Origin of the sequence: Vibrio sp. 1457, assembly GCF_033340195.1 — a bacterium.
Taxonomy (GTDB): domain Bacteria; phylum Pseudomonadota; class Gammaproteobacteria; order Enterobacterales; family Vibrionaceae; genus Vibrio; species Vibrio alginolyticus.
Genome location: NZ_JAWOWA010000004.1, coordinates 279,759 through 300,875, shown reverse-complemented (window position 1 = coordinate 300,875; position 21,117 = coordinate 279,759). Strand labels below are relative to the sequence as shown.

The following is a 21,117-nucleotide window of genomic DNA, read 5'->3' as shown; positions in this document are numbered from 1 at the left end:
CGCTCTACTTAAACGAAAAACTCCCGCTCATTGCGGGAGTTTTTCGTTTATATCTCACTGGGTATCATTGCTGGGGAATAGATACCTTTCTCTATGGCTTTCGCCACCGATTCGGCTAATTCATCCAACTGCTTATATCGCTCTGGATGACTGAAATTGAACATACGTTGGAGCTGCTTTTCATCAGCAAGCGGTACGTCGAATCTCTTCGCGACCATTGCCCATAGATACGCTTGCTCTTTGTCTCCAAGCCCCTGATGAATACTTGCCATTGACTTGAGAATGACCGGATTGATGTTGTCTTCATCAGATAAAGACAACGCGTTATTAAGAAGCTCCAGGGTTTTCTTGGTATCTCGGTTGGTATAAAAAGTGGCTAATGCATATTGCATCTCAGCATTATTTAATTGGGGAGACCCTTCCATTTGTAAAAATGCGCGCCGAGCTTGAGTATCTCCCGTTTGAGACCATAAGAAATACAAAGTAGCCGGGTCTTCTGAGCCTTTTAACTCGTTTACAATGCGCTCTAGCTCATCAATACTGTGTACCAATGCATTAAAGCGTTGTCTTTTGAGAGCACTTTGATCAATAGGGGTGATCTGGGAGGCGAGTTCTAAGCATTTCCTATATTCAGCGACCAGACCGTATTCGATGATTTGGTTGGCCTCTGATGGGTTTTTCAATTGCTCAAACCGATGCCAAACCAAATTTGTTCTTGGAATTCGACATTGGCCGTCATCCATATTGAGCTGCTCGCAACGTAGCTCTGGTGTTTTTTGGCACAACTCTTCGGTTGTCACGTTACCTTCAAAACAGCCCGATAGCGCAAAACATGCGAGGCTGAGAAGTAACCAGTTTGTTCTTTTCATGGCTTTGCTTGTGATCCGTTACACCAATTCATTTTCGTATTCTTGACTCAGTTTCTTAACCCGTTATGTTCTGTAAATAGAATGTAATAAGAAGGTACACTATGGACGCAGAACAACTATTACAAGCGATGACTCCAGAAGTTTATGATCGCTTAGTCTATGCAGTAGAAACGGGAAGATGGCCTGAGGGTACAACACTTTCTAAAGAGCAGCGAGATTCGTGTATGCAAGCTGTGATGTTGTATCAATCAAAACATAATACTGATGCGCAGCATATGACGGTTGCAGCCGGTGGTGAAATCAGTTTTAAATCAAAACAAGAGCTTAAAAAACAATTCAGCGGAGAAGAGAGCGATATTGTTCGTGTCAATCCGAACATTGATTAATCCTTACGCCTTATTTCTCAAAATTTTATTATTTTGATTTTGAAAGAAAAAAGCCCAAATTGTATTGGGCTTTTTAGATCGTAGAAAGCTTGAACTTACAGGCTCATTTCACCACGCAGTACTTGTTGCATTCTCTCTTTTACTTCTTCGTAAGAAAGGTTTTGGCTTAGAAGGTAGTGTAGTTTTGCCAGCGCCGCTTCGGGCGTCATGTCAAAGCCACTGATAACACCAGAGTCTGCGAGAGCACAACCTGTGGCATATCCGCCCATATTCACTTTACCTGCCAAACACTGAGTTAGGTTTACGACAATAACGCCGCGCTCAGAGGCTTCTTTCAGGTGACCAAGCAGCTCAGGGTTCTGAGGAGCATTACCGACACCAAAAGTCAGAAGAATCATCGCATTCACGGGCTGACGAAGCGTGTTGCGGATAACTTCGTGTGAAATACCAGGGTACATGGTGATCACACCGATTGGTTGTGGCGTGATGTTGTGAACCTTAAACTCACCTTCTGGTTGTGCACCAACGGTTACGCTGTTGCTAACTTGAATATTGATCCCAGCTTCCAATAGTGGAGGAAGGTTTGGTGAAGTAAAGGCATTAAAACCGTCTGCATGAGATTTTGTACTGCGGTTACCACGCATCAATTGATTATTGAAGAACAAAGTTACTTCGTTGATCGGGTAGTTTGCCGCAATATGTAGCGCGTTTAATAGGTTTGCTTGGCCGTCAGAACGCAGCTCTGCGAGAGGGATTTGTGAACCCGTTACAATCACTGGCTTACCAAGGTTTTCAAGCATGAAAGACAATGCGGACGCTGTGTACGCCATGGTGTCAGTACCATGTAGGATAACGAAACCATCGTATTTGTCATAGTTGTCACGAATATCATTCGCAATCTGCTGCCAGTCAGCAGGTGTCATATCTGATGAGTCAATCAGAGGGTCGTATTCGTGGATGGTGTAATCCGGCATTTCAGGACGATGGAATTCGGGCATGCTTGCTAATTGCTTTTCCATAAAGCCAGCAACAGGCACATAGCCGTGGTCGGATTTTTGCATTCCGATGGTACCACCGGTGTAAGCGATGTAGATGTGTTTTCTAGTCATCGTTTTTTCTTTCGTGTAGGGGAACAGAGGCGGGGATTATATACCTAAATAACCTTGAGATGCGAGGCTATACGCACAGCATCAGAAAGTCATCTGAGGAGATGCAAAGCCTAATAAAAAGGGCACTTCAAGTAGAAGTGCCCTTTGTAATATTGATGGAAAAACTACTGCACTTGGCAGTTCAAACAAAATGCGTATTGACCTTTAGGATCGTTGAAGCTTTGGAGCAAGCTTGCGTCTTGTTCGAATTGTTGAGCTACGGGTTGAAGACTTTTTGGTAGCAAGCTTGTTGCATCAATACCTAGAGAGACTTTCACCTGTTTCATAAACTCTTGTAGAAATAGTTCAGTAGGTGAAAGAGGCTCTTCTACCCAGTAAATGCCATAATCGGTCACGTTCGCTAGTTTCGCCGCTAGCTCTACAGCATCATCAAAGTCACCCATTTGATCGACAAGACCAAAGGATAGTGCATCTTGGCCAGTCCAAACTCGACCTTGAGCAACTTTGTCAACTTCCTCTAGAGACATATCGCGATTCTCGCCAACTAGAGAAATAAAGCGCTTGTAACCGTGCTCGATACCTAACTGGAACACTTGAGACGCGCCCTCAGAAAGGCCAGTGGTAATACCGTCACCTGAGAACGGCGATGTGCCAACGCCATCAGTATTAATACCTAACTTGCTAAAGCCTTTTTCAAACGTGGTGATGACACTAAATATACCAATGGAGCCCGTCAGGGTTGTTGGCTGAGCAACGATTTTGTCTGCGCTCATTGAAATCCAATAACCACCAGAAGCGGCCAAACTCGACATGGATACAACAACCGGCTTACCTGCTTGCTTCAGAGCTTCTACTTCGTTACGAATCACTTCAGAAGCAAAGGCACTGCCTCCTGGACTATCTACTCGTAACACGACCGCTTTCACTTTTTCATCATTGCGTGCTTGACGCAGCAAGCTTGCGACCGTGTCACCACCAACAGTTCCGCGAGGTTGTTGACCGTCCATAATCGCGCCACTGGCTAGAACAACGGCGATGTCGTGTTGAGGTAGTGTGTAATCAGGACGAATCGTTGCAAGGTAGTCGTAGTAACCAATCGCGTTGTAGCTGTCTTTGCCGTCGCTACCAAACTGTTTTGCAAATAGAGTGCGAATGTCTTGGCGTGTCGCGAGTTCATCCACTAGCCCCAATTTGACTGCGAGCTGAGCAATATCGCCATTTACAGACTTCATCTCGTTAATCAGCTCATCCATGGTTGGATTAAGCACTTTCGCATCAATGTTTCGGTTTGTTGTTACGTCATCAACAAAAGCACTCCATAATTGAGTAACCCAACGTGTTGCTGACTCTTTCGCCGCATCGGACATGTCATCACGAATAAAAGGTTCGATAGCGGATTTATAAGTACCTACGCGAAAAACATGAGTAGAAACGTCAAGCTTTTCAAGTAACGTTTTGTAGTACATTGAGTAAGCGCTGTAACCTTTAATCAATACACCACCATCAGGTGCCAGATAAACTTTATCGGCGTAACTTGCCAAGTAATATTGGCTTTGGTTGTAGAAATCACCTACGGCGTAAACGGGTTTGCCTGATGCTTTAAATTCGTTCAACGCTTTCGCGATGTAACGTAGTTTCGTGAGATTTGTTTCTGGCATGTCTCGCAGTGCTAGCACTAATCCAGACACTTTAGGATCGTCTTTCGCGTAGCGAATAGTATCAACGATATCGAAAAGGACGTTTTCTTTCGGTAGCTCATTACCCAAAAGGGAACCAGCAAAAGAGTCCATTGGGTTTACATAACGTCTTTGTTCGACAATTGGGCCTGAAAGGTTCATCACCAATGCCGATTCTTTTTCGACGACAGGTTGACCGTCTCCGGTATAAGTAAAGGCAAAGTAGAAAACGGCAATCATCAGCAAGAAAATTAGGTTTGCCAGTGCGAGTCTGATGAAAGTGATACTTTTCCATATCCCTTTAAATATCAAACCAATAAATTTGAAGAGTTTTTTCATCTTGTCTCCATAACGAGATAGTTACGCCGAGTCTAACAAAGTATGGGTTCTTATCTCTAAGATCTCAAAAGATAACATTTTTTTAGCTTATCACGACCACTCAACAATTGGCATATTTTCACACGAGATTGATCGGTGTTACAAAAATGTAAACGCTTGTTTGATTTTTTGGTTGAGCAGGCTTAATCTGGTCAGACCATGATAATAACAATGGATGTTAAGTGATGTCTGCCATGTACCCAAACCTATTAAAGCCACTGGACCTCGGTTTCACACAATTACGAAACCGAGTTCTGATGGGATCAATGCACACTGGCTTAGAAGAGCACAAAGAAGGATTACAGAAGCTCGCGGCTTTTTATGAAGAACGCGCGAAAGGCGGTGTCGGACTGATTGTAACCGGAGGTTTTTCTCCTAACTTACGCGGTCGTTTACACCCGTTGAGTGCTGAATTCAGCAAGCCAAAACATGCTAAAGCCCATAAAGTTGTGACAGAAGCGGTGCACAAGCACGGTGGTAAAATTGCGTTGCAAATTCTCCATGCTGGGCGTTATGCAATGCATCCATTCTCGCAAAGTGCATCTGGCATTAAAGCGCCAATTGCAAAGTTTGCTCCGAGTGAAATGAGCGACCGCCAGATAAAGAAAACCATCGACGCGTTTGCTAATAGTGCGGAGTTAGCACAGCTTGCTGGTTATGATGGCGTCGAGTTAATGGGCTCGGAAGGTTACTTGATAAACCAATTCTTATGTAAACGTACTAATATGCGTTACGACGAATGGGGTGGCAGCTATAAAAAACGTATGCGTTTTCCGCTAGAAATTGTTAAAGCGGTACGCAAGGCGGTAGGTGACAAGTTCATCATCATCTTCCGTCTTTCTATGCTGGATCTTGTCGAGCAGGGCAGCACTTTTGAAGACGTTATCGAATTGGCGAAAGCACTTGAAGAGGCTGGCGTCACGATTATTAATACGGGTATCGGTTGGCATGAGGCTCGAATTCCGACAATTGCGACTCAAGTACCACGCGGTGCGTTTACATGGGTTACGGAAAAAGTTAAACCTCACGTTTCGGTTCCTATTATCACTTGCAACCGTATAAATACGCCAGATGAAGCAGAACGTATTTTATCTTCAGGTCATGCCGACATGGTTTCGATGGCGCGCCCATTCTTGGCCGATCCTTACTTTGTTGCTAAAGCCGAACAGGAAAAAGCGCAGTTTATTAATACGTGTATTGGTTGTAATCAGGCGTGTCTAGATAACGTGTTTAAAGGTAAGCGCGCCAGTTGCTTAGTGAACCCTCTAGCGTGCTATGAAACCGAAATTGTTGTTGAACCAGCCTTTAAAAAGAAAAACATTGCAGTTGTTGGTGCTGGACCTGCGGGCTTGGCTTGTGCGACCACACTGGCTGAACGTGGCCATAAGGTTGATCTGTTCGAAAAGAACGACCGCATCGGTGGTCAGTTCCGTCTTGCGATGCAGATCCCTGGTAAGGAAGAGTTTCGAGAGACGATACGATATTTCGCTAACCGTATTGATGAAACAGGCGTGAATCTGCACTTATCGACGGAAGCGAACTATGACTTACTCACAGAATACGATGAGATAGTGATGGCATCGGGTGTTGAGCCACGTAAAGTCAATATTGATGGAATTGATAACCCAGAGAAAGTCGTCGACTATCAAACTCTCATTCGAGACAAAACGCCAGTCGGTGAGAAAGTGGCTATCGTTGGTGCTGGTGGCATTGGCGTAGATGTCGCGACCATGCTCACAGAGCCAGTTGGACAAACGTTGGATGACTGGTTGCATGAATGGGGAATCGACAAGGAGATGTCTCAGCCGGGTGGTTTATACCCTTACCCTGATGCGGTTAGCGATAAAGAAGTCTGGGTACTTCAGCGTCGTAAAGGTCGTGTAGGTAAAGGTCCGGGTAAAACGACAGGTTGGATCCATAAACGTACCCTTGAAAAACGGGGCGTACATTTAGTCGGTGGTGTGTCTTACGATAAAATTGATGATCAAGGTTTGCACATTCATGTAGACGGAAGCGCGCAGGTACTTAATGCAGACAAAGTTATCATTTGTGCTGGGCAAGAGTCTGTACGTCCGTTTGAAGATAAATGGTCTGAACTCGGAGAGAAGATTCATATCATTGGCGGAGCTGACCATGCGGGTGAACTTGATGCTGTGCGTGCGATTCGTCAAGGTGTTAAATTGGCGGTAAAACTCTAGCCTTTTAATGTGTGTTTACCATAAAAGCTGCGCTTTGAGCGCAGCTTTTTTGTATAGAACTAGTCACTGATATCTGGCAGTTGTTTGGCCATTACCACGCCAGAAAAAGTAATAAAAGAGAACACTAACACCACAGCTGAAAGGCTCAAGAAGTTCGACATAACACCAAGAGAGCTCATTAGAAGCAGCATTATCCCAACCACCGTGTTACTCACGGCTACATAGCTTGTCCGCTTGTCACCTTCTGCGATATCAACTAAGTAGGTTTTTCGTCCGACTCGTATTCCGTCGTGGGCAATACACACACAAAAGTAGAGCAGAGGAATCACGAATAGGAAGCTTTGGCTAGCGGTGACCCACGTATCGTAAACAAATAAAACAACGCCAAGTAGCGCGCTCATCGTTGCGCCGATGACCATCACACTGCGGCTAGAGCGATCGGACATTCTTCCCCAGAAAGGACCTGACACAAAGGAGGCCAAGCCACTCGCAAACATAAAGAGAGCTAGCACCCAGAGTTGTCCACCGAGAGATTGCTGTGCCAGCACAACGTAGTACGGTGCACTCAGCGCAGAACATAAAAATAGTGTCCGCGTGATAACGAATCGACGAAAGGTCACGTCTGTTTTAAGTAACGCGAGTTGTTTAAATGCCTCAAGGACGCCATTTCGACCACCGTCTACCTCACCGGCATACTCATTAATTCGCGCATAGACTAATGCCGCGATGAGCCATATGACGCCCGCTAAGCCTAAACTCAGACCGTAAAAGCGCTCTGTCGGCTCTACGTCCCATAACCAGGCTAGTGCCAGAAGGCTAGCGAAAAGCAGCGTAACCAGGCCAGCAGCGCTTGAAGACCAGCCGTTGACTTGACCTCGTTGGTTTTTAGGGATGGTTTTGCCCAATACATCTTTTGATGCGACGGAATTTAAACCGCGTGAGAGGCTGAAGATCACAAGACATGCAATCACACCATAACCCGCAGCTGCTCCTGTTAGAGTTAATGCGACCAATCCGATTGCAAATATGGAAAGAGCCTGCAAGATGCTGCCAATTACCCAGACCCATTTTCTTACTGGAAGGCGTCGGATGTAGTGCGCGATGCTAAGTTGTGGGATAAGGGATCCTGACTCACGAATAGGAACCAGCCAACCAATTAAATAAACCGGTGCCCCGAGACTTTGTAGTATCCACGGCAACGTGACTTTAGGGTTGATTAACGCATCGCCGACCTTCGTTAAAAACTGAGCGAGAATGATTTTAAGAAAGTTGCCGGGAACTTGATGACAAGCTGATTCAGGAATCGCCTTACAGGCACGGGCATCTTCGTCATTAACGATCTTTTCGTAAATGCTGTTTTGTTTGTCCTTGTTCATCAACCTGCCTATGTTCAACTTATTCATTTCGCGAATAAATTAACATTAAACCCAGATTGATGTTAAGTGAAGCACGTTATCAAGCCCACAGAAAACCGGTTGTTATTCGCAGGAGCAGATTGTGCTAAAGTGGCGTAAACAAAATAACAACGATATTCAATAAGGATTCTTTCATGGACGCTCTCGATCTTTTGCTCAATCGCCGATCTATCGCGAAGTTATCCGCGCCTGCTCCAGAAGGTAAAGCACTTGAGAACATCATTCGTGCTGGCCTTCGTGCGCCTGACCATGCGGGATTAACCCCTTGGCGTTTCGTTATCGCACAGGGCGATGGTTTGAAAAAACTGTCAGATATATTGGTAAAAGCGGCAGAAGCTGAAAATAGTGATGAAGCGGTGGTCGAAAAGGTAAAGAATGCCCCATTTCGCGCACCAATGGTGATCACGGTGATTGCTAAAGTAACAGAACATGAGAAAGTACCAGCACTAGAGCAACACTTATCTGCGGGATGCGCTGTACAAGCGATGCAAATGGCAGCCGTAGCGCAAGGCTTTCAAGGGTTTTGGCGCTCAGGTAAGTGGATGTTCCATCCAGAAGTTCATCAAGCATTTGGTTTAGAGGGTGACGATGAGATTGTTGGTTTCTTGTACTTAGGCACGCCTGGTTGTACACCGATGAAAGTTCCTGAGCGTGACCTTTCTCAGTTTGTTGAATTCCTATAACTAAAAACTTAAATAAACTGACTGTTTATTTATACAGTTTTTCTTGATTTATTAGGGCTACATTCGATAATGTGGCCCTAATTATATTTATTTCCAAAACGTTATGTCTCGTCTGTTTATTGCTGAAAAACCAAGTTTAGGCCGTGCGATTGCCGCTGCACTGCCAAACCCTCAAAAGAAAGATCAAGGATTCATCCGCTGTGGGAACGGGGATATCGTTACTTGGTGTATCGGCCACTTACTCGAACAAGTCGAACCCGACGCTTACGATGAGCGTTATAAAAAGTGGAATATGGCAGATTTACCAATTGTTCCGCAGCAATGGCAGCTCAGACCGAGGAAAAGTGCAAGTAAGCAATTAACAGTGATTCGTAAATTGCTCAAAGAAGCTAACGAAGTCATTCATGCAGGAGACCCAGATCGAGAGGGTCAGCTGTTAGTTGATGAAGTTCTGGACTATTGCAAGTTATCTAAAACCAAGAAGGAATCTACACAGCGTTTGTTGATTTCCGACTTGAACTTACCTGCGGTTAAACGTGCTCTCAGTTCTATGCGCAGTAATCGCGAGTTTATCCCACTTTCAGTTTCAGCATTGGCCCGCTCTCGGGCTGATTGGCTGTATGGTATGAACATGTCTCGTGCTTATACCTTGCTTGGTCAAAAAGCAGGGTATCAAGGTGTTCTCTCGGTAGGGCGAGTGCAAACGCCAGTTCTTGGCTTAGTGGTGCGTCGTGATGAAGAAATCGAAAACTTTGTCCCGAAGGACTATTTTACCCTACATGCTCTGATCCCATATCAAGATGCCAATGGTACTTTTGATATTCGTGCTCGTTGGAAGCCAAGTGAGGCATGTAAGCCTTGGCAGGACGAAGAAGGTCGAGTATTAAACCGTAAGTTGGTAGAAAATGTTGCAAACCGTATTGCAAATCAACCCGCAAAAGTGACAGAGTCGGAACAAAAGCAAACCAAGCAATCAGCACCATTACCTTATTCGTTATCTGCTTTACAGATCGATGCCGCGAAGCGCTATGGTATGAGTGCGCAACAAGTACTAGATACTTGTCAGGCATTGTATGAAAAGCACAAGCTGATCACTTACCCGCGTTCAGATTGTCGCTATTTACCGATGGAACACTACTCACAAGCAGGGACGGTGACAACTGCTATTGCGAATAACGCAAAAGAGTTGCAAGTTGCCGTTCAGGGAGCAGACTTAACATTAAAGTCCAAAGCCTGGAACGATAAAAAAGTGGATGCGCACCATGCGATTATCCCTACACCGAAGCAAGCTAATGTGAATGCGCTTTCCGGCAATGAGATGAAAGTGTATCAATTGATTGCGCGCCAGTACCTCATGCAGTTCTATCCGGCGGCGGTTTACGCAGAAGCGAAATTGGTTTTCGATATCGCTGGTGGTACGTTTGTCGCGAAAGGTCGTCAGTTAGTTTCGCCGGGTTGGAAAGCGCTAATGGGCAAAACTGACAAGGAAGATGAAGGTATTGATGCCGTGCCACCGCTACCCGAAGGCACCGTGTTAACTTGTCGTGAAGGGGAAATAAAAGACCGAAAAACCGAGCCACCAAAGCATTTTACCGAAGCATCGCTGTTGCAAGCGATGACCGGGATCGCCCGTTACGTTGCGGATAAAGAACTGAAAAAAATCCTTCGTGACACTGATGGGCTAGGCACGGAAGCGACTCGCGCTGGTATTTTGGACACGCTGTTCAAACGCCAACTGCTTACGCGTCAAGGTAAGTCAATTCTCAGTTCTCCTGCGGGAAGAGGTCTCATTCATGCCTTGCCAGAAGATTCAACATACCCTGATATGACGGCTCATTGGGAGCACCAGTTACAAGGTATGGCAGAGAGAAATCAAGCATATCAGCCGTTCATGCAAGCACTGGAACAACGCGTTGATAGCTTGATGGCACAAGTAAAAGCAGGGCCTATCCCTGATTCATTACGTCATCTACCCAAGGTGGAACGTCCTGCGTTTAAACGTAAAAAGCGCAGTTATTCAAAGAATGGTGGCGCGACTAAATCTCGTGCAACCAAAGGTAAGCAGGCATAGGACAAGCGCGGCGTAATTAAACTCCGCGCATGCTTGAAAATAGATTACTCGAACAGATCACCGTGGTTTTGGATCGCGCCTCTTACTTCACCTTGAGTTAACACGCGTTTGTCCAGTACCTCTTTCACCTGGTTGCCCAAGTCAACTAATGTATCTCGATTCGCTTGAGTTTGGCGTTTACCAGCACTTCTCAAGCAGTAATTTAGTTCGTGCTCTTCGCTAAAATTAACCAAATCCCTATCTGCTGCCATCGTGCTTTCTCCTTATTTGTTCTACTTTTTCCTAAGTCTGGATTGGATGTAGATAAATTCAAGTTAGATTGCGCGAATTATGCTGGTGGATCACTGATGAACATTATGTTTGCCAACCAAGTCACGATTATGAAGCCTGGCTTTGATGGTATTTGGTTTAGTGATGGTTGTGTCTTAATGCTGCTACCAAGGTAACTCAGTACCATCGTAGTTAATAAATCGACCTGAAAGCTGCGGTGTGCTCAGTTCTATCACGTTCGCTAGGCCTAGCGCGGAGGTTTGCGTATCTATCAAAGCATTTGGCCCGCCCATCGCCGTTTTTACCCAACCAGGGTGAAGCGCTAAAACGGTAAATCCTTCAGGTGTTAAATCATTACTCAAGCTTTTCACAACCGAGTTAAGCGCCGCTTTCGATGAGCGATAAATATAGCCGCCGCCGGACGTATTTTCGGTCATACTGCCGACTTTTGATGAGATACAAGCAATCTTTTTCATCTTGCCTTGTTGTAAGCGAGGGTAACAGTACTCAACCAGTTTTAACGGAGCAATGGTGTTTACTTCGAAGACTTTACGCCATGCTTCTACGTCAGTGTTTCCAAAGCCATATCCCTTGGGGCCGTAATATCCTGCATTATTGATGAGTAAGTCGATGGCAGGGAGTTTATCGGCAAGCTTAGCGACTTGTTCGTAGTGAGTGACATCCAGTTCGTGCAAAACCAGATTGCTGAATTGTGAGGCTAGAGTTTGTAGTTCTGAACTGTTCTCTAAGGAACGGCTAGTAGCATGTACTTGGTGGCCTTGCTTCAGGTACAGCTCAGTTAAGCTAAGGCCAATGCCGCGATTTGCTCCGGTAATAAAGACGGTTTGACTCATACAAACACCTATGTTTTTTTGATTTCAGTTGAAAGTCATTGTGTTAGCTAAGCACAATAAAATCAACCAACCACCACGCACCAACAACGAGAGATGAAAATAGGGACAGAGCACAAAGAGAGCCAAACAGTGCGCCGAGAATAGCAAAGAAAGTAGAATTCATATGTATATTAAATTTAATTGATATTGAAAATCATTATCAATTAAATTGCATTTTATTCAACCCTTGAAGTTGATACTATTTCGTTACCATTGTTATTAAGAATTTCTCATGCTGCCATTTATCTACCACCCGATTTATTCTCAACTTGAGTTGCCAGAGGGGCATCGTTACCCAATTATGAAATACCAGTACCTCTATGAATCGGTATTGGTGCATATAGAGAAAGATAACTGGAAAGAGCACGCGCAGTTTTTCCAGCCCGAAGCATTAACTGTTGGGGAAGTAAAACGTGTTCATGACGAGGAATACGTCGAGTTACTTGTTAGTGGAAACATGCCAGCTGCGAAGATGCGCCGAATAGGTTTTCCTTGGAGTGAGTCTCTCATTACCAGAACGCTAACTTCAGCAGCGGGCACGGCTCTGACCGCAAAAAAGGCACTTGAGTACGGTGTGGCCATTCATTTGAGTGGTGGGTATCACCACGCACACAAAGAGTTTGGCAGTGGTTTTTGTTTATTTAATGACTTAGTGATCGCGGCCAGGCAAGCGCTCGAAGTCGAGCATGTCGATAAAGTATTGATCATTGACAGTGATGTTCACCATGGGGATGGAACAGCAACTTTATGTGACGATGAGCCAGATATCATCACGCTTTCTTTCCACTGTGATAAAAACTTCCCAGCGAGGAAGCCTCAGTCTGATCTCGATGTGCCTTTGGTGCGAGGAACAGGTGATGAGGACTTTTTAATGGCGTTTAAAGAAGTGGTCGATATGGCACTTAATCTTCATCGCCCTGATTTAGTTATCTACGATGCTGGTGTCGATATACATCAAGACGATGAGCTTGGATATTTTGATGTGTCGACGCAAGGGATCTTAGAACGTGATAGATTTTTAATGCAAACAGTGAAATCTCGAGGTATCCCTGTCGCAGCTGTCGTTGGAGGTGGATATCGAACGAATCATGCTGACCTCGTCCCAATCCATTTGCAGCTTATCAATGCCGCTAAAGAAGTCTTTATTGATGAGTAGATACAACTAGACGTAAATATCAAATTGATTCAACACTGGAACGAACGAAAAGGGCATTAATTTTTTGTGGGTTCTTTCTGAGTGTGGCGGAGTGCTTAGTTGCGTTCAAGAAGTGATAAGTGATTTGTACAAATCTTTTTAAGTCTGGAGATGCGAAAAAGCCCGCTAATTTCTTAGCGGGCTTTTTCTAAATGTGGCGGAGAGATAGGGATTTGAACCCTAGATACGCTATTAACGTATGCCGGTTTTCAAGACCGGTGCTTTCAACCACTCAGCCATCTCTCCGTTGTTGAGGCGCATAATATAAGGCTTTGAAAATGTTGTAAACCCCTAGTTGAACTGATTGGATGTTTACTGCGCAAATTTGTGGTTTGTGTTGTTGAAATAAACAAAAACTCCCCAAAAAGGGGAGTTTGAATAGTATATGGATTGCTAGGTATTAATCGTTTTTAGAATAAAAACGCTGTAACTCAGTTAAACCTTGCATCAAAACTGGCAACTTCGGTGCATCATCTCGAAGTCGTTTGTAGTTTTTGTCATACAGCTTGTAGTTGCCAAACTTATCGATCACTGTGGTTTGTGAGCTAGTAATTAAGGCAAGCTCGCGAGTATCGCCCGCCAAGATCCAGCGACGACGACTTTCATCGAATAGGTTGCGACCACTACTGTAATCATATGGGTTGGAAGATACGCCGAGCATATCTTGCAACAGTGTAACTGAGAGGTCCAAGTGACTTGTGCTGTGATTAAATTCGCCAGCCAGCATTCCAGGCCAATGGATCACCATCGGAACTTGTAATTGATAACGGCTGTAGTTGCTGTTTGCTCCCCAGCTGTTCGTATTGGTTTCGTTAAATTCACTACCGTGATTAGAAGTGATGATTACGATGGTGTTTGTCAGTTGTCCCGTCGTTTCCAGTTCATCAATAATACCGGCGATAGTTCTATCCGCCGACTTCACTGCATATTCATAAGCTTTTTTGAATCGCTCACTTGCAGGCATTTCTTCGTCATTATTTGAAGGAATCGATTCAAAATTATCAACGGTGGTGACTTCGATGTAACTAAACCATGGCTGACTTGCTTTCTCTGCTAACCATGTATTCCAGTTTGCGATAGATTGTTTATCGGTATGAGCTTGCGTGCCATCTAGGTCTTCCGCTAAGTTCAAGTCGCGGAAAATAATTTCTGAGTAGAGATCATCTTCAAACCCACTGCCACTGAATAAACCAAAGTTGTAGCCCTGATCTTTCAGTACATCGAGCAATACTGGGGAAGCACCTTGCGCCTTGATGCTTGATGCATAACTGGTCGGTAAGCCATAGAACAAACCAAAGGCCCCGTATGTATCATTACTTGAGCTGTAATGATTACGGAAGTTCTGATTGTTTTCAGCAAACTCATAGAGGTTAGGCATCTCTTCTTGGTTCAGCGCATCCGCTCGTAAATTGTTTATGCTGATCATCAACACATTGAGCTTATTAACTCGGCGGTTAAACTCAAGCTTTTCAAGAGGGTAGTTGACTAACTCTACGTTGCCTTCGTTTTCTGCCAAACGTTTTAGGTATTCCTCACGGTCAAGTAGACCATGTTTTTCCATAAAACTCTTCGCCGTCATCGGGTAAGACAAAGGGAAGTTTGAACGCTGGCTAGTAATTGGGTTGTAAAAATACGCATCTGCCCAAATGTAAACCAAATGGCTGGTCATAAAGCTGAGGAAAAAGACGGCCGCGAGAGGGCGTCCTACGTGCTTATGAGATAGTTTGCGCTGTTTTCGCCATACCCATTCGGATAGTGCGAGTTGAATAAGGAAGATCAGCGGCATCACAACAAATAAATGTTGTAGGTCAGTGCTGAGCGCACTTTTGTCTTCGCTGAATAGTAACTCCCAGACAACGGGAGTTAAGTGCAAATTGATCGACTGATACGCTTGGGTATCAATTAATAATATGGTTTGCCCAACGGTTGCGAAAATCACTGCCACCAAACGGAACAACTTCCGCGATGGCAGGATAAACGTCAACGGGAATAGAACAAGCAAGTAAAGTGCGAAAACTAGAAAGCCAAAGTGACCAACCCAAGAAACCGCCAGATAAAACTGACCAAGTAACGTCTCGGGCCAAGGAGACTGAACAATGTAGCGTGTGCCTATCAACATCGACGCAGCGATATTGAAGAATGCAAACCAGTGACCCCAACCAACTAGTCGAGATACACGTTCGCCGTATGAGTTTCCGCTGTCTACCATGTATGTGTTCTATTGTCCGTGATTAGTGTGTTTTTGGTGTTTCTAAAGAAGACATCAGCGCCTGAGCAAATTTTTCAGCAATCGCTTTGCGTTGTGAAGCAGCAACACGTTGATTTAAGACATTGGTTGCGATATTTCCGGCAATCATTAGCGTCAACTCAGGAGAAGCAGCGTGTTTTTCAAGAACTGTTGCTACTTCAGCAAGAATTTTTTCTACTTGCTCGTCAGTATATTTAGATGTAATCGGCATAAAGACTCTAATAATGATAGTAAAAGCGGCTTATGATAACCTACAATGCCCATCAACTAAAACCTTGTAGCAAGATAAAATCACTATGAGTCTTCATCTTTCAAACGTTATTCTGCATCAACTGTGCAAAAACGATCAGGACGAGCTGGTTGTAAACTTTCGTCCAGCATCATTAGAGAACGATGCATCTACAGAAAACTTAGTCGCTGAGCTTCACCGAGTATTCCATTCTAAAGCTGGTAAAGGTTTTGGCGCTTTCCAGTCAGACAGCGAATTTCAATTTTGGCTTCAAGAAATGCGCAAAGGAGAGCGAGATTTTTACGACTTCTCACAAATTAGTGCAAATCGCTTGAAAGAAGAGTTGATTAAGTACCCATTTGCGGATGAAGGTATCTTGGTTTTCGCTGAGTATCAGAGTTTAGCAACGGACTACTTGTTCATCGGTATCTTACCAATGAATCAGAGTTTAAAAGTGACCGAAGGTTTGGACATCAGTGCGACAGATTACTTAGATATCACCAAAATGGATATTGCCGCACGCATCGACCTGTCGAGCTACGAGACCGACAAGGAATCCAATCGTTATCTGCAATACATTAAAGGACGCGTTGGCCGTAAAGTGGCGGACTTCTTCCTAGATTTTCTGCAAGCGGATATTGGCTTAGATACTAAACAACAAAACTTAGTGTTGATGCAGGCGGTGGATGATTTTTGTGCTGACTCGAAGCTAGAAAAGCAAGAAGTGAACGAGTACAAGAAACAAGTTTACGACTACTGCAATGAGCAAATTAAATCCGGTGATGAAGTTCAAATCTCAGAACTTTCCGGAGAGCTTCCTCAAAGCCAAGATGGCACGAGCTTTATGGATTTCACCAAAGAGCAAGGGTACGAACTTGAAGAGTCTTTCCCAGGTGATCGTGCGACGGTTCGCAAACTGACTAAATTTGTTGGAGCTGGTGGTGGTTTGAATATTAGCTTCGATAGTCTCTTACTTGGCGAGCGTATTTTTTATGATCCAGAGACGGATACCTTAACGATTAAAGGGACGCCTCCAAATCTAAAAGATCAGTTAAGTCGCAATTAAAATCATATCGTTAAATAAAGAGAGCAAACGGCTCTCTTTTTTTATGTGAATAAGAAACATCCATAGTATATGCTTGTAATTAATGGAGATATGCGAGGGGCAAGTGTTGCTGAAGCTAAAAGAAGGAATACGGCGGTTTGTTTGGTTCTGGTTCGTTTTGTGGTGTGTTTTAGCACTTGGCATTTGGCTGCAAGCCAAACAAACGATTCAAACGATTTCGACTGTAAATGAGTTAGGAAGTAAAGTTGAAGAAGTCAGGCACTTTTTTAACTTCGATCTGCCTTACCGTGTTAAACACGTCGACCAAATTTCACTGAAACTTCAGTTGGCTTATGCAGTTCGCTTACAGCTTGAAAGTGAGTTTTCTGAAGGGAAAATCACACCAGACATCACTCAATTACTTTATACGACCGACCGATTTTTAGAAAGTGCTCGAGCTTTTGTAAGAAGTGACAGTGAATTGGTTTCGTTAGCAGAACAGTTACGAAGCAGCCGTGCTCGAACAGAAAACTCTGAGCAAATTCAGGCAATGTACTATCGCTTAGGTGCGCTTGTTTTTGAGTCTGTCTTTAGTGACTCTGCAACGAATAGCGATACTTACCGTGACTTAGACCGACTTTTTATTGAATCAGAGGCACTCTCTCCCGAAGAGCGAAGTGCTCTTCAGCGCCAGCTTGCTCAAACCTCAAGCGCACTATCTGCTCAGGCACAGGGCAGTTATTTATCTAATCAACTGCTTAATCCAGATTTCCCGAACCAGTTAACTTCGATAAATGATCAGTTGGAACAGAAGCTAATGACTTTTATTGTTTGGCTGTCTGTAATCAGTGGTTTGCTCCTTTTCCTCATTTCATGGGGAGCCTTCTCCCCAAAAACGATTCAACCGATACCACTACCCAGAACCGATGATAAAAAGTCAGAGCAAGTTGGCGATGATGAAAATGGAGCTAACACTGTTCCCTCAGCTCAGTCAGAAAATTTTCAAAACGTCCAAATGAACGAAAAAAGTTGTAATGAGGTGAATTCATCACAAGTGGAAGTATTGGAACGTGAGCCGTACATAGATATCAATAAAATGTTAGATTCTCTGTCTGGTGACGAGGGCGCTGTGCGGATGTTACTGGAGGTCTTTATTCAGGACCACTCTGGCGATGGCACTAAAATGTATCAGCTGTTAGAAGAGGATAAAGAGCAAGCGCAAAGAGCCGCACACAGTCTTAAAGGGGTCTCAGGGAGTTTAGGTGCAATGCCATTGCACTGTATTTCGGGTGATATTGAACTGTTGATTAAACAAGGGCAAAAAGTGCCGGAAGAGAAGTTGGCATGTTTAGATGATGTCCTAAAACAAACCATACTTTTTGCTAATAATGTTCTCAATAGTGAAAAGATAACAGAAGCGCTAACAGATTGATATTGCTCTGACTTAATGTCATAAGAGTTGAGGTAATAAAGGCTCGAACTATATGACTTAGTTCGCTTTATTCCTGTTCTATACAATTTGTTAAAGGTGTTTTCATGTCCGTTCGCCGAATGTCTTCAATGATGTTGATAGGGCTGGTTATGATGCTTTCAGGGTGCTCCCTGCTCGAAGTCAAGATCGAGAGTCAAACCGTCCCTCTTACCAAACAAGAGCTCAATATGCGTCTTTTGACTCGTGAGTATGCGCAGCAGTTTTTTGCTCAGGTTGAGCAAGCAGCAGATGCACTACACGAACAATATGATCCTCATGATAAAGTTCATCAATCTTATATTTTACTTTGGAAGATAAATGCTGAAGAGGGCATCCAAGCTTCTGCGTATCAAGTGTCCCCAATGGCTGCACTGATTGATACATGGACTTTCACGCTACAAATGGAACAGTTCTTTACTACCGCTTCTGGTAATGAGCTCTTTGCGTCCGGTGAGGCCAAGTTAGTTTCCGTTTATTTAGCGAAAGAGGTAGATAAACTGGCTCAATCTTTATTGAAGAAAGAAGCATACATCAAGACACAAACGTTTGTTGCAGAGTTCGCCAAGCAGCATCCATTCGCTGATTTAAGCATGATTAGGACTCCGGCTTACCGTGGGTGGTTAGATGCAAACCAAATTAGCGAAGAGGAAGCCGTTACAACGCTAGGCACGATGCCAGAAGCACTTGGGGATGTCTCTGATCGTCTAAGTCTGGTATCAGAACAGACACCAAAAATTATGACGTGGAAAGCGCAGTTGTTGGCCTTGAATAGCTCTGCCAGTATCGAAAAAGTCAATGCGGCGCTCAATAGTTTGCAAGTTACCGCTGATTCGATGAGGGATTTTATCGATAACAACCCAGAGTACATGCGTTATTTGGCAGAACAAATGGCGCTGGAGTTACAACCTTTGGTTGACGATATCGATCAAAGGACGGAGGCGCGTTTATCTCAGTTGGGTGAAGAACGCCAAGCTATAGAGCTGATGGTTGCCAGAGAACGTCAAGAAATCGCACAGATCATTACCCATGAGCGCGAGAAGTTTGCTCAAGATATGGATCGAGTGTCGCAAGAGGTTGTGAATCTCGCCATGACTAAGCTGATTGAACTTGTCAAAAGTACCATCATCTACTTTATTCTGTTCATTGCCGTTATATTCTTTGCACCGCTTGGCTTGGGCTATTGGTTTGGGAAGCGTGCAGCCGTAAAAACGCCAGTAAAACAAAGCTAACGATTTGTTTTGGAAATAAAAAAAGAGCGCTTTAAAGCGCTCTTTTTTAGTATTGAATTCGGAAGGGAGGTTCTTCCTATCTCTACGAAGTTAAGCGGTTTGCTGCTTTAATTCGCCTTCAGCTTCTTCAACTGCTTCTGCTGTTGGTTCGCACTTATCAACAAACCAACCCATGTAAGAAGTGAAGATCGTTACGATGATACATACAAAACTCAGCCACATGAACGGGGCATAAGACAGTGTAGCAACACCCAAAATACTGGCCATGTAGATACCGTTGTCACTCCAAGGGACCATACCTGAGGTTAGCGTGCCGCCAAATTCTGCGTTACGAGACAAATTCTTACGTTTGTAGCCTAGACGGTCATAGTTCTTCGCACAGATTTTTGGGGTCAGGATAAGTGAAACGTACATCGCTGAACCAAATACGTTGCCCATAAAGGCCGTACCAATTGTGCTTGTTGCCAATGAACCTGCACTTTGAACGCGTTTTTCAAACAGCTTCGCGATAGTCTCTAGCACGCCTACTTTATCTAGTAGACCGCCAAAACCAAGGCCGAATACGATAACCGCTACCGACCCAAGCATTGAAGACATGCCGCCACGGTTAAGGATTGAGTCAATGAAATCTACGCCAGATGAGATTGCAAACGGAGCCCAAGCCGTGTTGAACGCGGTTAGGAAATCGACATCTTGGAGCATCACTGCCCAAATAATACCTAGCAGAGAACCAAAACTGATCACTGGGAATGAAGGCATACGCATCGCTAGAAGTGACAATACGATGATCACAGGAACAAATGAGTAAGGGGTGATGTAGAACTGCTGTTCCATCGCTTTAATGACAGAGTCTACCTGGCTCATGTCAACTTGACCTGCGTAGTGGAAGCCAAATGCAGTAAACATAATGCCTGTAATAATGTAGCTAATGAGTGCTATCGGCAACATGCCTTTAATATGTTCCATCACTTCAACGTTAGACATAGATGAAGCAAGGATTACTGAATCCGATAGAGGCGACATTTTGTCACCAAAGTAACAGCCTGAAAGTACGGCACCTGCAGTGATTGGCGCAGGAACACCAAGACCTTGACCGATACCCATCATTGCAATACCTGCCGTGCCAGCCGCACCCCAAGATGTGCCAGTCGCTAGCGCAGTCAATGAACAGATGATCATGGTCGCGAGCAAAAAGATAGAAGGGTGGATTGCTTTAAGGCCGTAGTAAATAATGGTTGGAACAATACCACCAGAGATCCAAGTACCTACAAGCGCGCCAACGGCCAAAAGGATTAAAACGGCTCCAAGTCCATTGGAAATGCCATTTAGTGCTGCTTTTTCCAGATCTTTATACTGATGGCCAAGCTTTATGCCCAATATCATGACAATGAACCAACCGATGTATAGCGCTAGCTGAATCGGTAGGTCTAGCTTGGCTGTGAACGAAAATGCCAGCAGGAGAAATAAACCGAGCGAGATAAATACCTGTATCAAGCTTGGTAGGCGTGGTGTAACTTGCTTCATATGTGCCTCTGTCAATCTTGGAGCAATAGAGGAAGGCGCTCCTTGTTGTAATCGCGCATAACATACATTAACAAAAATTATATTTCGAACATTTGGTTTTTTATCTTGATGTTCGTCGGTAAAAACGTTTGCTTGTGAAATTAACTGTTAGTTTGTTTTAACTTTTTTGGTTTTAAATGTTGTGTAATGTGAAATTATTGTGCTTCATGTGTTATTTTCTCATTGAGT

17 protein-coding genes and 1 tRNA gene are annotated in these 21,117 nt (G+C 44.2%); 8 read left to right on the top strand and 10 right to left on the bottom strand.

Features of this window, described 5'->3' with window-relative positions:
• Positions 1-47: 47 nt before the first annotated feature.
• Positions 48-869, bottom strand: coding sequence for a DUF2989 domain-containing protein (locus R7Z41_RS06600; RefSeq protein WP_017821139.1), 822 nt, complete (start codon positions 867-869; stop codon positions 48-50).
• 101 nt (positions 870-970) lie between these two features.
• Between R7Z41_RS06600 and R7Z41_RS06595 the strand changes: the two genes are divergently transcribed.
• The gene (locus tag R7Z41_RS06595) at positions 971-1,255 is read left to right on the top strand and encodes a YeaC family protein (protein ID WP_005380700.1); all 285 of its coding nucleotides are present in this window, start codon (positions 971-973) and stop codon (positions 1,253-1,255) included.
• Positions 1,256-1,350: 95 nt separating this feature from the next.
• On the opposite strand, the gene ansA is transcribed toward R7Z41_RS06595, so the two are convergent.
• Positions 1,351-2,364: an asparaginase gene (gene ansA, locus R7Z41_RS06590; protein ID WP_017635822.1), complete on the bottom strand. Its 1,014-nt coding sequence runs from the start codon at positions 2,362-2,364 to the stop codon at positions 1,351-1,353.
• Between the two features lie 164 nt (positions 2,365-2,528).
• Positions 2,529-4,379, bottom strand: a complete 1,851-nt coding sequence (gene sppA, locus R7Z41_RS06585) for a signal peptide peptidase SppA (RefSeq protein ID WP_005380705.1) — start codon at positions 4,377-4,379, stop codon at positions 2,529-2,531.
• A gap of 224 nt (positions 4,380-4,603) precedes the next feature.
• Here sppA and R7Z41_RS06580 point away from each other — a divergent pair, with 224 nt between their 5' ends.
• Positions 4,604-6,616, top strand: a complete 2,013-nt coding sequence (locus tag R7Z41_RS06580; protein ID WP_171342834.1) for an NADPH-dependent 2,4-dienoyl-CoA reductase — start codon at positions 4,604-4,606, stop codon at positions 6,614-6,616.
• A gap of 59 nt (positions 6,617-6,675) precedes the next feature.
• Here R7Z41_RS06580 and R7Z41_RS06575 read toward each other — a convergent pair whose 3' ends face one another.
• Positions 6,676-7,992 carry an MFS transporter gene (locus R7Z41_RS06575; protein WP_225477530.1) on the bottom strand — a complete coding sequence of 439 codons (1,317 nt, stop codon included), beginning with the start codon at positions 7,990-7,992 and terminating at the stop codon, positions 6,676-6,678.
• 173 nt (positions 7,993-8,165) lie between these two features.
• Between R7Z41_RS06575 and R7Z41_RS06570 the strand changes: the two genes are divergently transcribed.
• A complete protein-coding gene (locus R7Z41_RS06570) occupies positions 8,166-8,714 on the top strand; it encodes an NAD(P)H nitroreductase (protein ID WP_005380711.1) in 549 nt (182 codons plus the stop codon).
• A gap of 103 nt (positions 8,715-8,817) precedes the next feature.
• Entirely contained in the window at positions 8,818-10,785 is a 1,968-nt protein-coding gene (locus tag R7Z41_RS06565; RefSeq protein WP_206970952.1) for a DNA topoisomerase III, read from the top strand.
• Between the two features lie 44 nt (positions 10,786-10,829).
• Here the strand turns inward: R7Z41_RS06565 and R7Z41_RS06560 are convergent, their stop codons facing one another.
• Both R7Z41_RS06560 and R7Z41_RS06555 read right to left on the bottom strand, forming a co-directional pair.
• On the bottom strand, positions 10,830-11,036 hold the full coding sequence (locus R7Z41_RS06560; RefSeq protein WP_005380717.1) for a hypothetical protein: 207 nt from the start codon (positions 11,034-11,036) through the stop codon (positions 10,830-10,832).
• 183 nt (positions 11,037-11,219) lie between these two features.
• Positions 11,220-11,909 (bottom strand): SDR family oxidoreductase, encoded by a 690-nt coding sequence (locus R7Z41_RS06555; protein ID WP_054575561.1) that lies wholly within the window; start codon positions 11,907-11,909, stop codon positions 11,220-11,222.
• A 271-nt stretch (positions 11,910-12,180) separates the two neighbouring features.
• Here R7Z41_RS06555 and R7Z41_RS06550 point away from each other — a divergent pair, with 271 nt between their 5' ends.
• Positions 12,181-13,104, top strand: a complete 924-nt coding sequence (locus R7Z41_RS06550) for a histone deacetylase (RefSeq protein ID WP_053304185.1) — start codon at positions 12,181-12,183, stop codon at positions 13,102-13,104.
• A 194-nt stretch (positions 13,105-13,298) separates the two neighbouring features.
• Here the strand turns inward: R7Z41_RS06550 and R7Z41_RS06545 are convergent.
• The 3 genes from R7Z41_RS06545 to R7Z41_RS06535 all read right to left on the bottom strand — a co-directional run bounded on the left by R7Z41_RS06545 (position 13,299) and on the right by R7Z41_RS06535 (position 15,602).
• Positions 13,299-13,389, bottom strand: a tRNA-Ser gene (locus R7Z41_RS06545).
• Between the two features lie 154 nt (positions 13,390-13,543).
• Positions 13,544-15,352, bottom strand: coding sequence for a DUF3413 domain-containing protein (locus R7Z41_RS06540; protein ID WP_206970951.1), 1,809 nt, complete (start codon positions 15,350-15,352; stop codon positions 13,544-13,546).
• A 22-nt stretch (positions 15,353-15,374) separates the two neighbouring features.
• Entirely contained in the window at positions 15,375-15,602 is a 228-nt protein-coding gene (locus tag R7Z41_RS06535) for a YejL family protein (RefSeq protein WP_005380722.1), read from the bottom strand.
• Between the two features lie 85 nt (positions 15,603-15,687).
• On the opposite strand from R7Z41_RS06535, the gene yejK reads away from it, so the two are divergent.
• From yejK to R7Z41_RS06520, 3 genes are all read left to right on the top strand, one after another.
• On the top strand, positions 15,688-16,686 hold the full coding sequence (gene yejK / locus R7Z41_RS06530) for a nucleoid-associated protein YejK (protein WP_005380723.1): 999 nt from the start codon (positions 15,688-15,690) through the stop codon (positions 16,684-16,686).
• 82 nt (positions 16,687-16,768) lie between these two features.
• The gene (locus R7Z41_RS06525) at positions 16,769-18,097 is read left to right on the top strand and encodes an Hpt domain-containing protein (protein WP_225477534.1); all 1,329 of its coding nucleotides are present in this window, start codon (positions 16,769-16,771) and stop codon (positions 18,095-18,097) included.
• A gap of 104 nt (positions 18,098-18,201) precedes the next feature.
• Positions 18,202-19,365 carry a chemotaxis protein gene (locus R7Z41_RS06520; protein WP_104975507.1) on the top strand — a complete coding sequence of 388 codons (1,164 nt, stop codon included), beginning with the start codon at positions 18,202-18,204 and terminating at the stop codon, positions 19,363-19,365.
• A 90-nt stretch (positions 19,366-19,455) separates the two neighbouring features.
• On the opposite strand, the gene nhaC is transcribed toward R7Z41_RS06520, so the two are convergent.
• Positions 19,456-20,889: a Na+/H+ antiporter NhaC gene (nhaC, locus tag R7Z41_RS06515; RefSeq protein ID WP_206970948.1), complete on the bottom strand. Its 1,434-nt coding sequence runs from the start codon at positions 20,887-20,889 to the stop codon at positions 19,456-19,458.
• Positions 20,890-21,117 lie beyond the last annotated feature (228 nt).

Excerpts from the sequence above, each read along its gene's own strand:
- R7Z41_RS06540 (WP_206970951.1), bottom strand. The coding sequence starts at position 15,352 with ATGGTAGACAGCGGAAACTCATACGGCGAACGTGTATCTCGACTAGTT.
- yejK (WP_005380723.1), top strand. The coding sequence starts at position 15,688 with ATGAGTCTTCATCTTTCAAACGTTATTCTGCATCAACTGTGCAAAAAC.
- R7Z41_RS06535 (WP_005380722.1), bottom strand. The coding sequence starts at position 15,602 with ATGCCGATTACATCTAAATATACTGACGAGCAAGTAGAAAAAATTCTT.
- nhaC (WP_206970948.1), bottom strand. The coding sequence starts at position 20,889 with ATGAAGCAAGTTACACCACGCCTACCAAGCTTGATACAGGTATTTATC.
- R7Z41_RS06560 (WP_005380717.1), bottom strand. The coding sequence starts at position 11,036 with ATGGCAGCAGATAGGGATTTGGTTAATTTTAGCGAAGAGCACGAACTA.
- R7Z41_RS06580 (WP_171342834.1), top strand. The coding sequence starts at position 4,604 with ATGTCTGCCATGTACCCAAACCTATTAAAGCCACTGGACCTCGGTTTC.
- sppA (WP_005380705.1), bottom strand. The coding sequence starts at position 4,379 with ATGAAAAAACTCTTCAAATTTATTGGTTTGATATTTAAAGGGATATGG.
- R7Z41_RS06595 (WP_005380700.1), top strand. The coding sequence starts at position 971 with ATGGACGCAGAACAACTATTACAAGCGATGACTCCAGAAGTTTATGAT.
- R7Z41_RS06565 (WP_206970952.1), top strand. The coding sequence starts at position 8,818 with ATGTCTCGTCTGTTTATTGCTGAAAAACCAAGTTTAGGCCGTGCGATT.
- R7Z41_RS06570 (WP_005380711.1), top strand. The coding sequence starts at position 8,166 with ATGGACGCTCTCGATCTTTTGCTCAATCGCCGATCTATCGCGAAGTTA.
- R7Z41_RS06600 (WP_017821139.1), bottom strand. The coding sequence starts at position 869 with ATGAAAAGAACAAACTGGTTACTTCTCAGCCTCGCATGTTTTGCGCTA.
- R7Z41_RS06550 (WP_053304185.1), top strand. The coding sequence starts at position 12,181 with ATGCTGCCATTTATCTACCACCCGATTTATTCTCAACTTGAGTTGCCA.
- R7Z41_RS06520 (WP_104975507.1), top strand. The coding sequence starts at position 18,202 with ATGTCCGTTCGCCGAATGTCTTCAATGATGTTGATAGGGCTGGTTATG.
- R7Z41_RS06525 (WP_225477534.1), top strand. The coding sequence starts at position 16,769 with ATGGAGATATGCGAGGGGCAAGTGTTGCTGAAGCTAAAAGAAGGAATA.
- R7Z41_RS06555 (WP_054575561.1), bottom strand. The coding sequence starts at position 11,909 with ATGAGTCAAACCGTCTTTATTACCGGAGCAAATCGCGGCATTGGCCTT.
- R7Z41_RS06575 (WP_225477530.1), bottom strand. The coding sequence starts at position 7,992 with ATGAACAAGGACAAACAAAACAGCATTTACGAAAAGATCGTTAATGAC.
- ansA (WP_017635822.1), bottom strand. The coding sequence starts at position 2,364 with ATGACTAGAAAACACATCTACATCGCTTACACCGGTGGTACCATCGGA.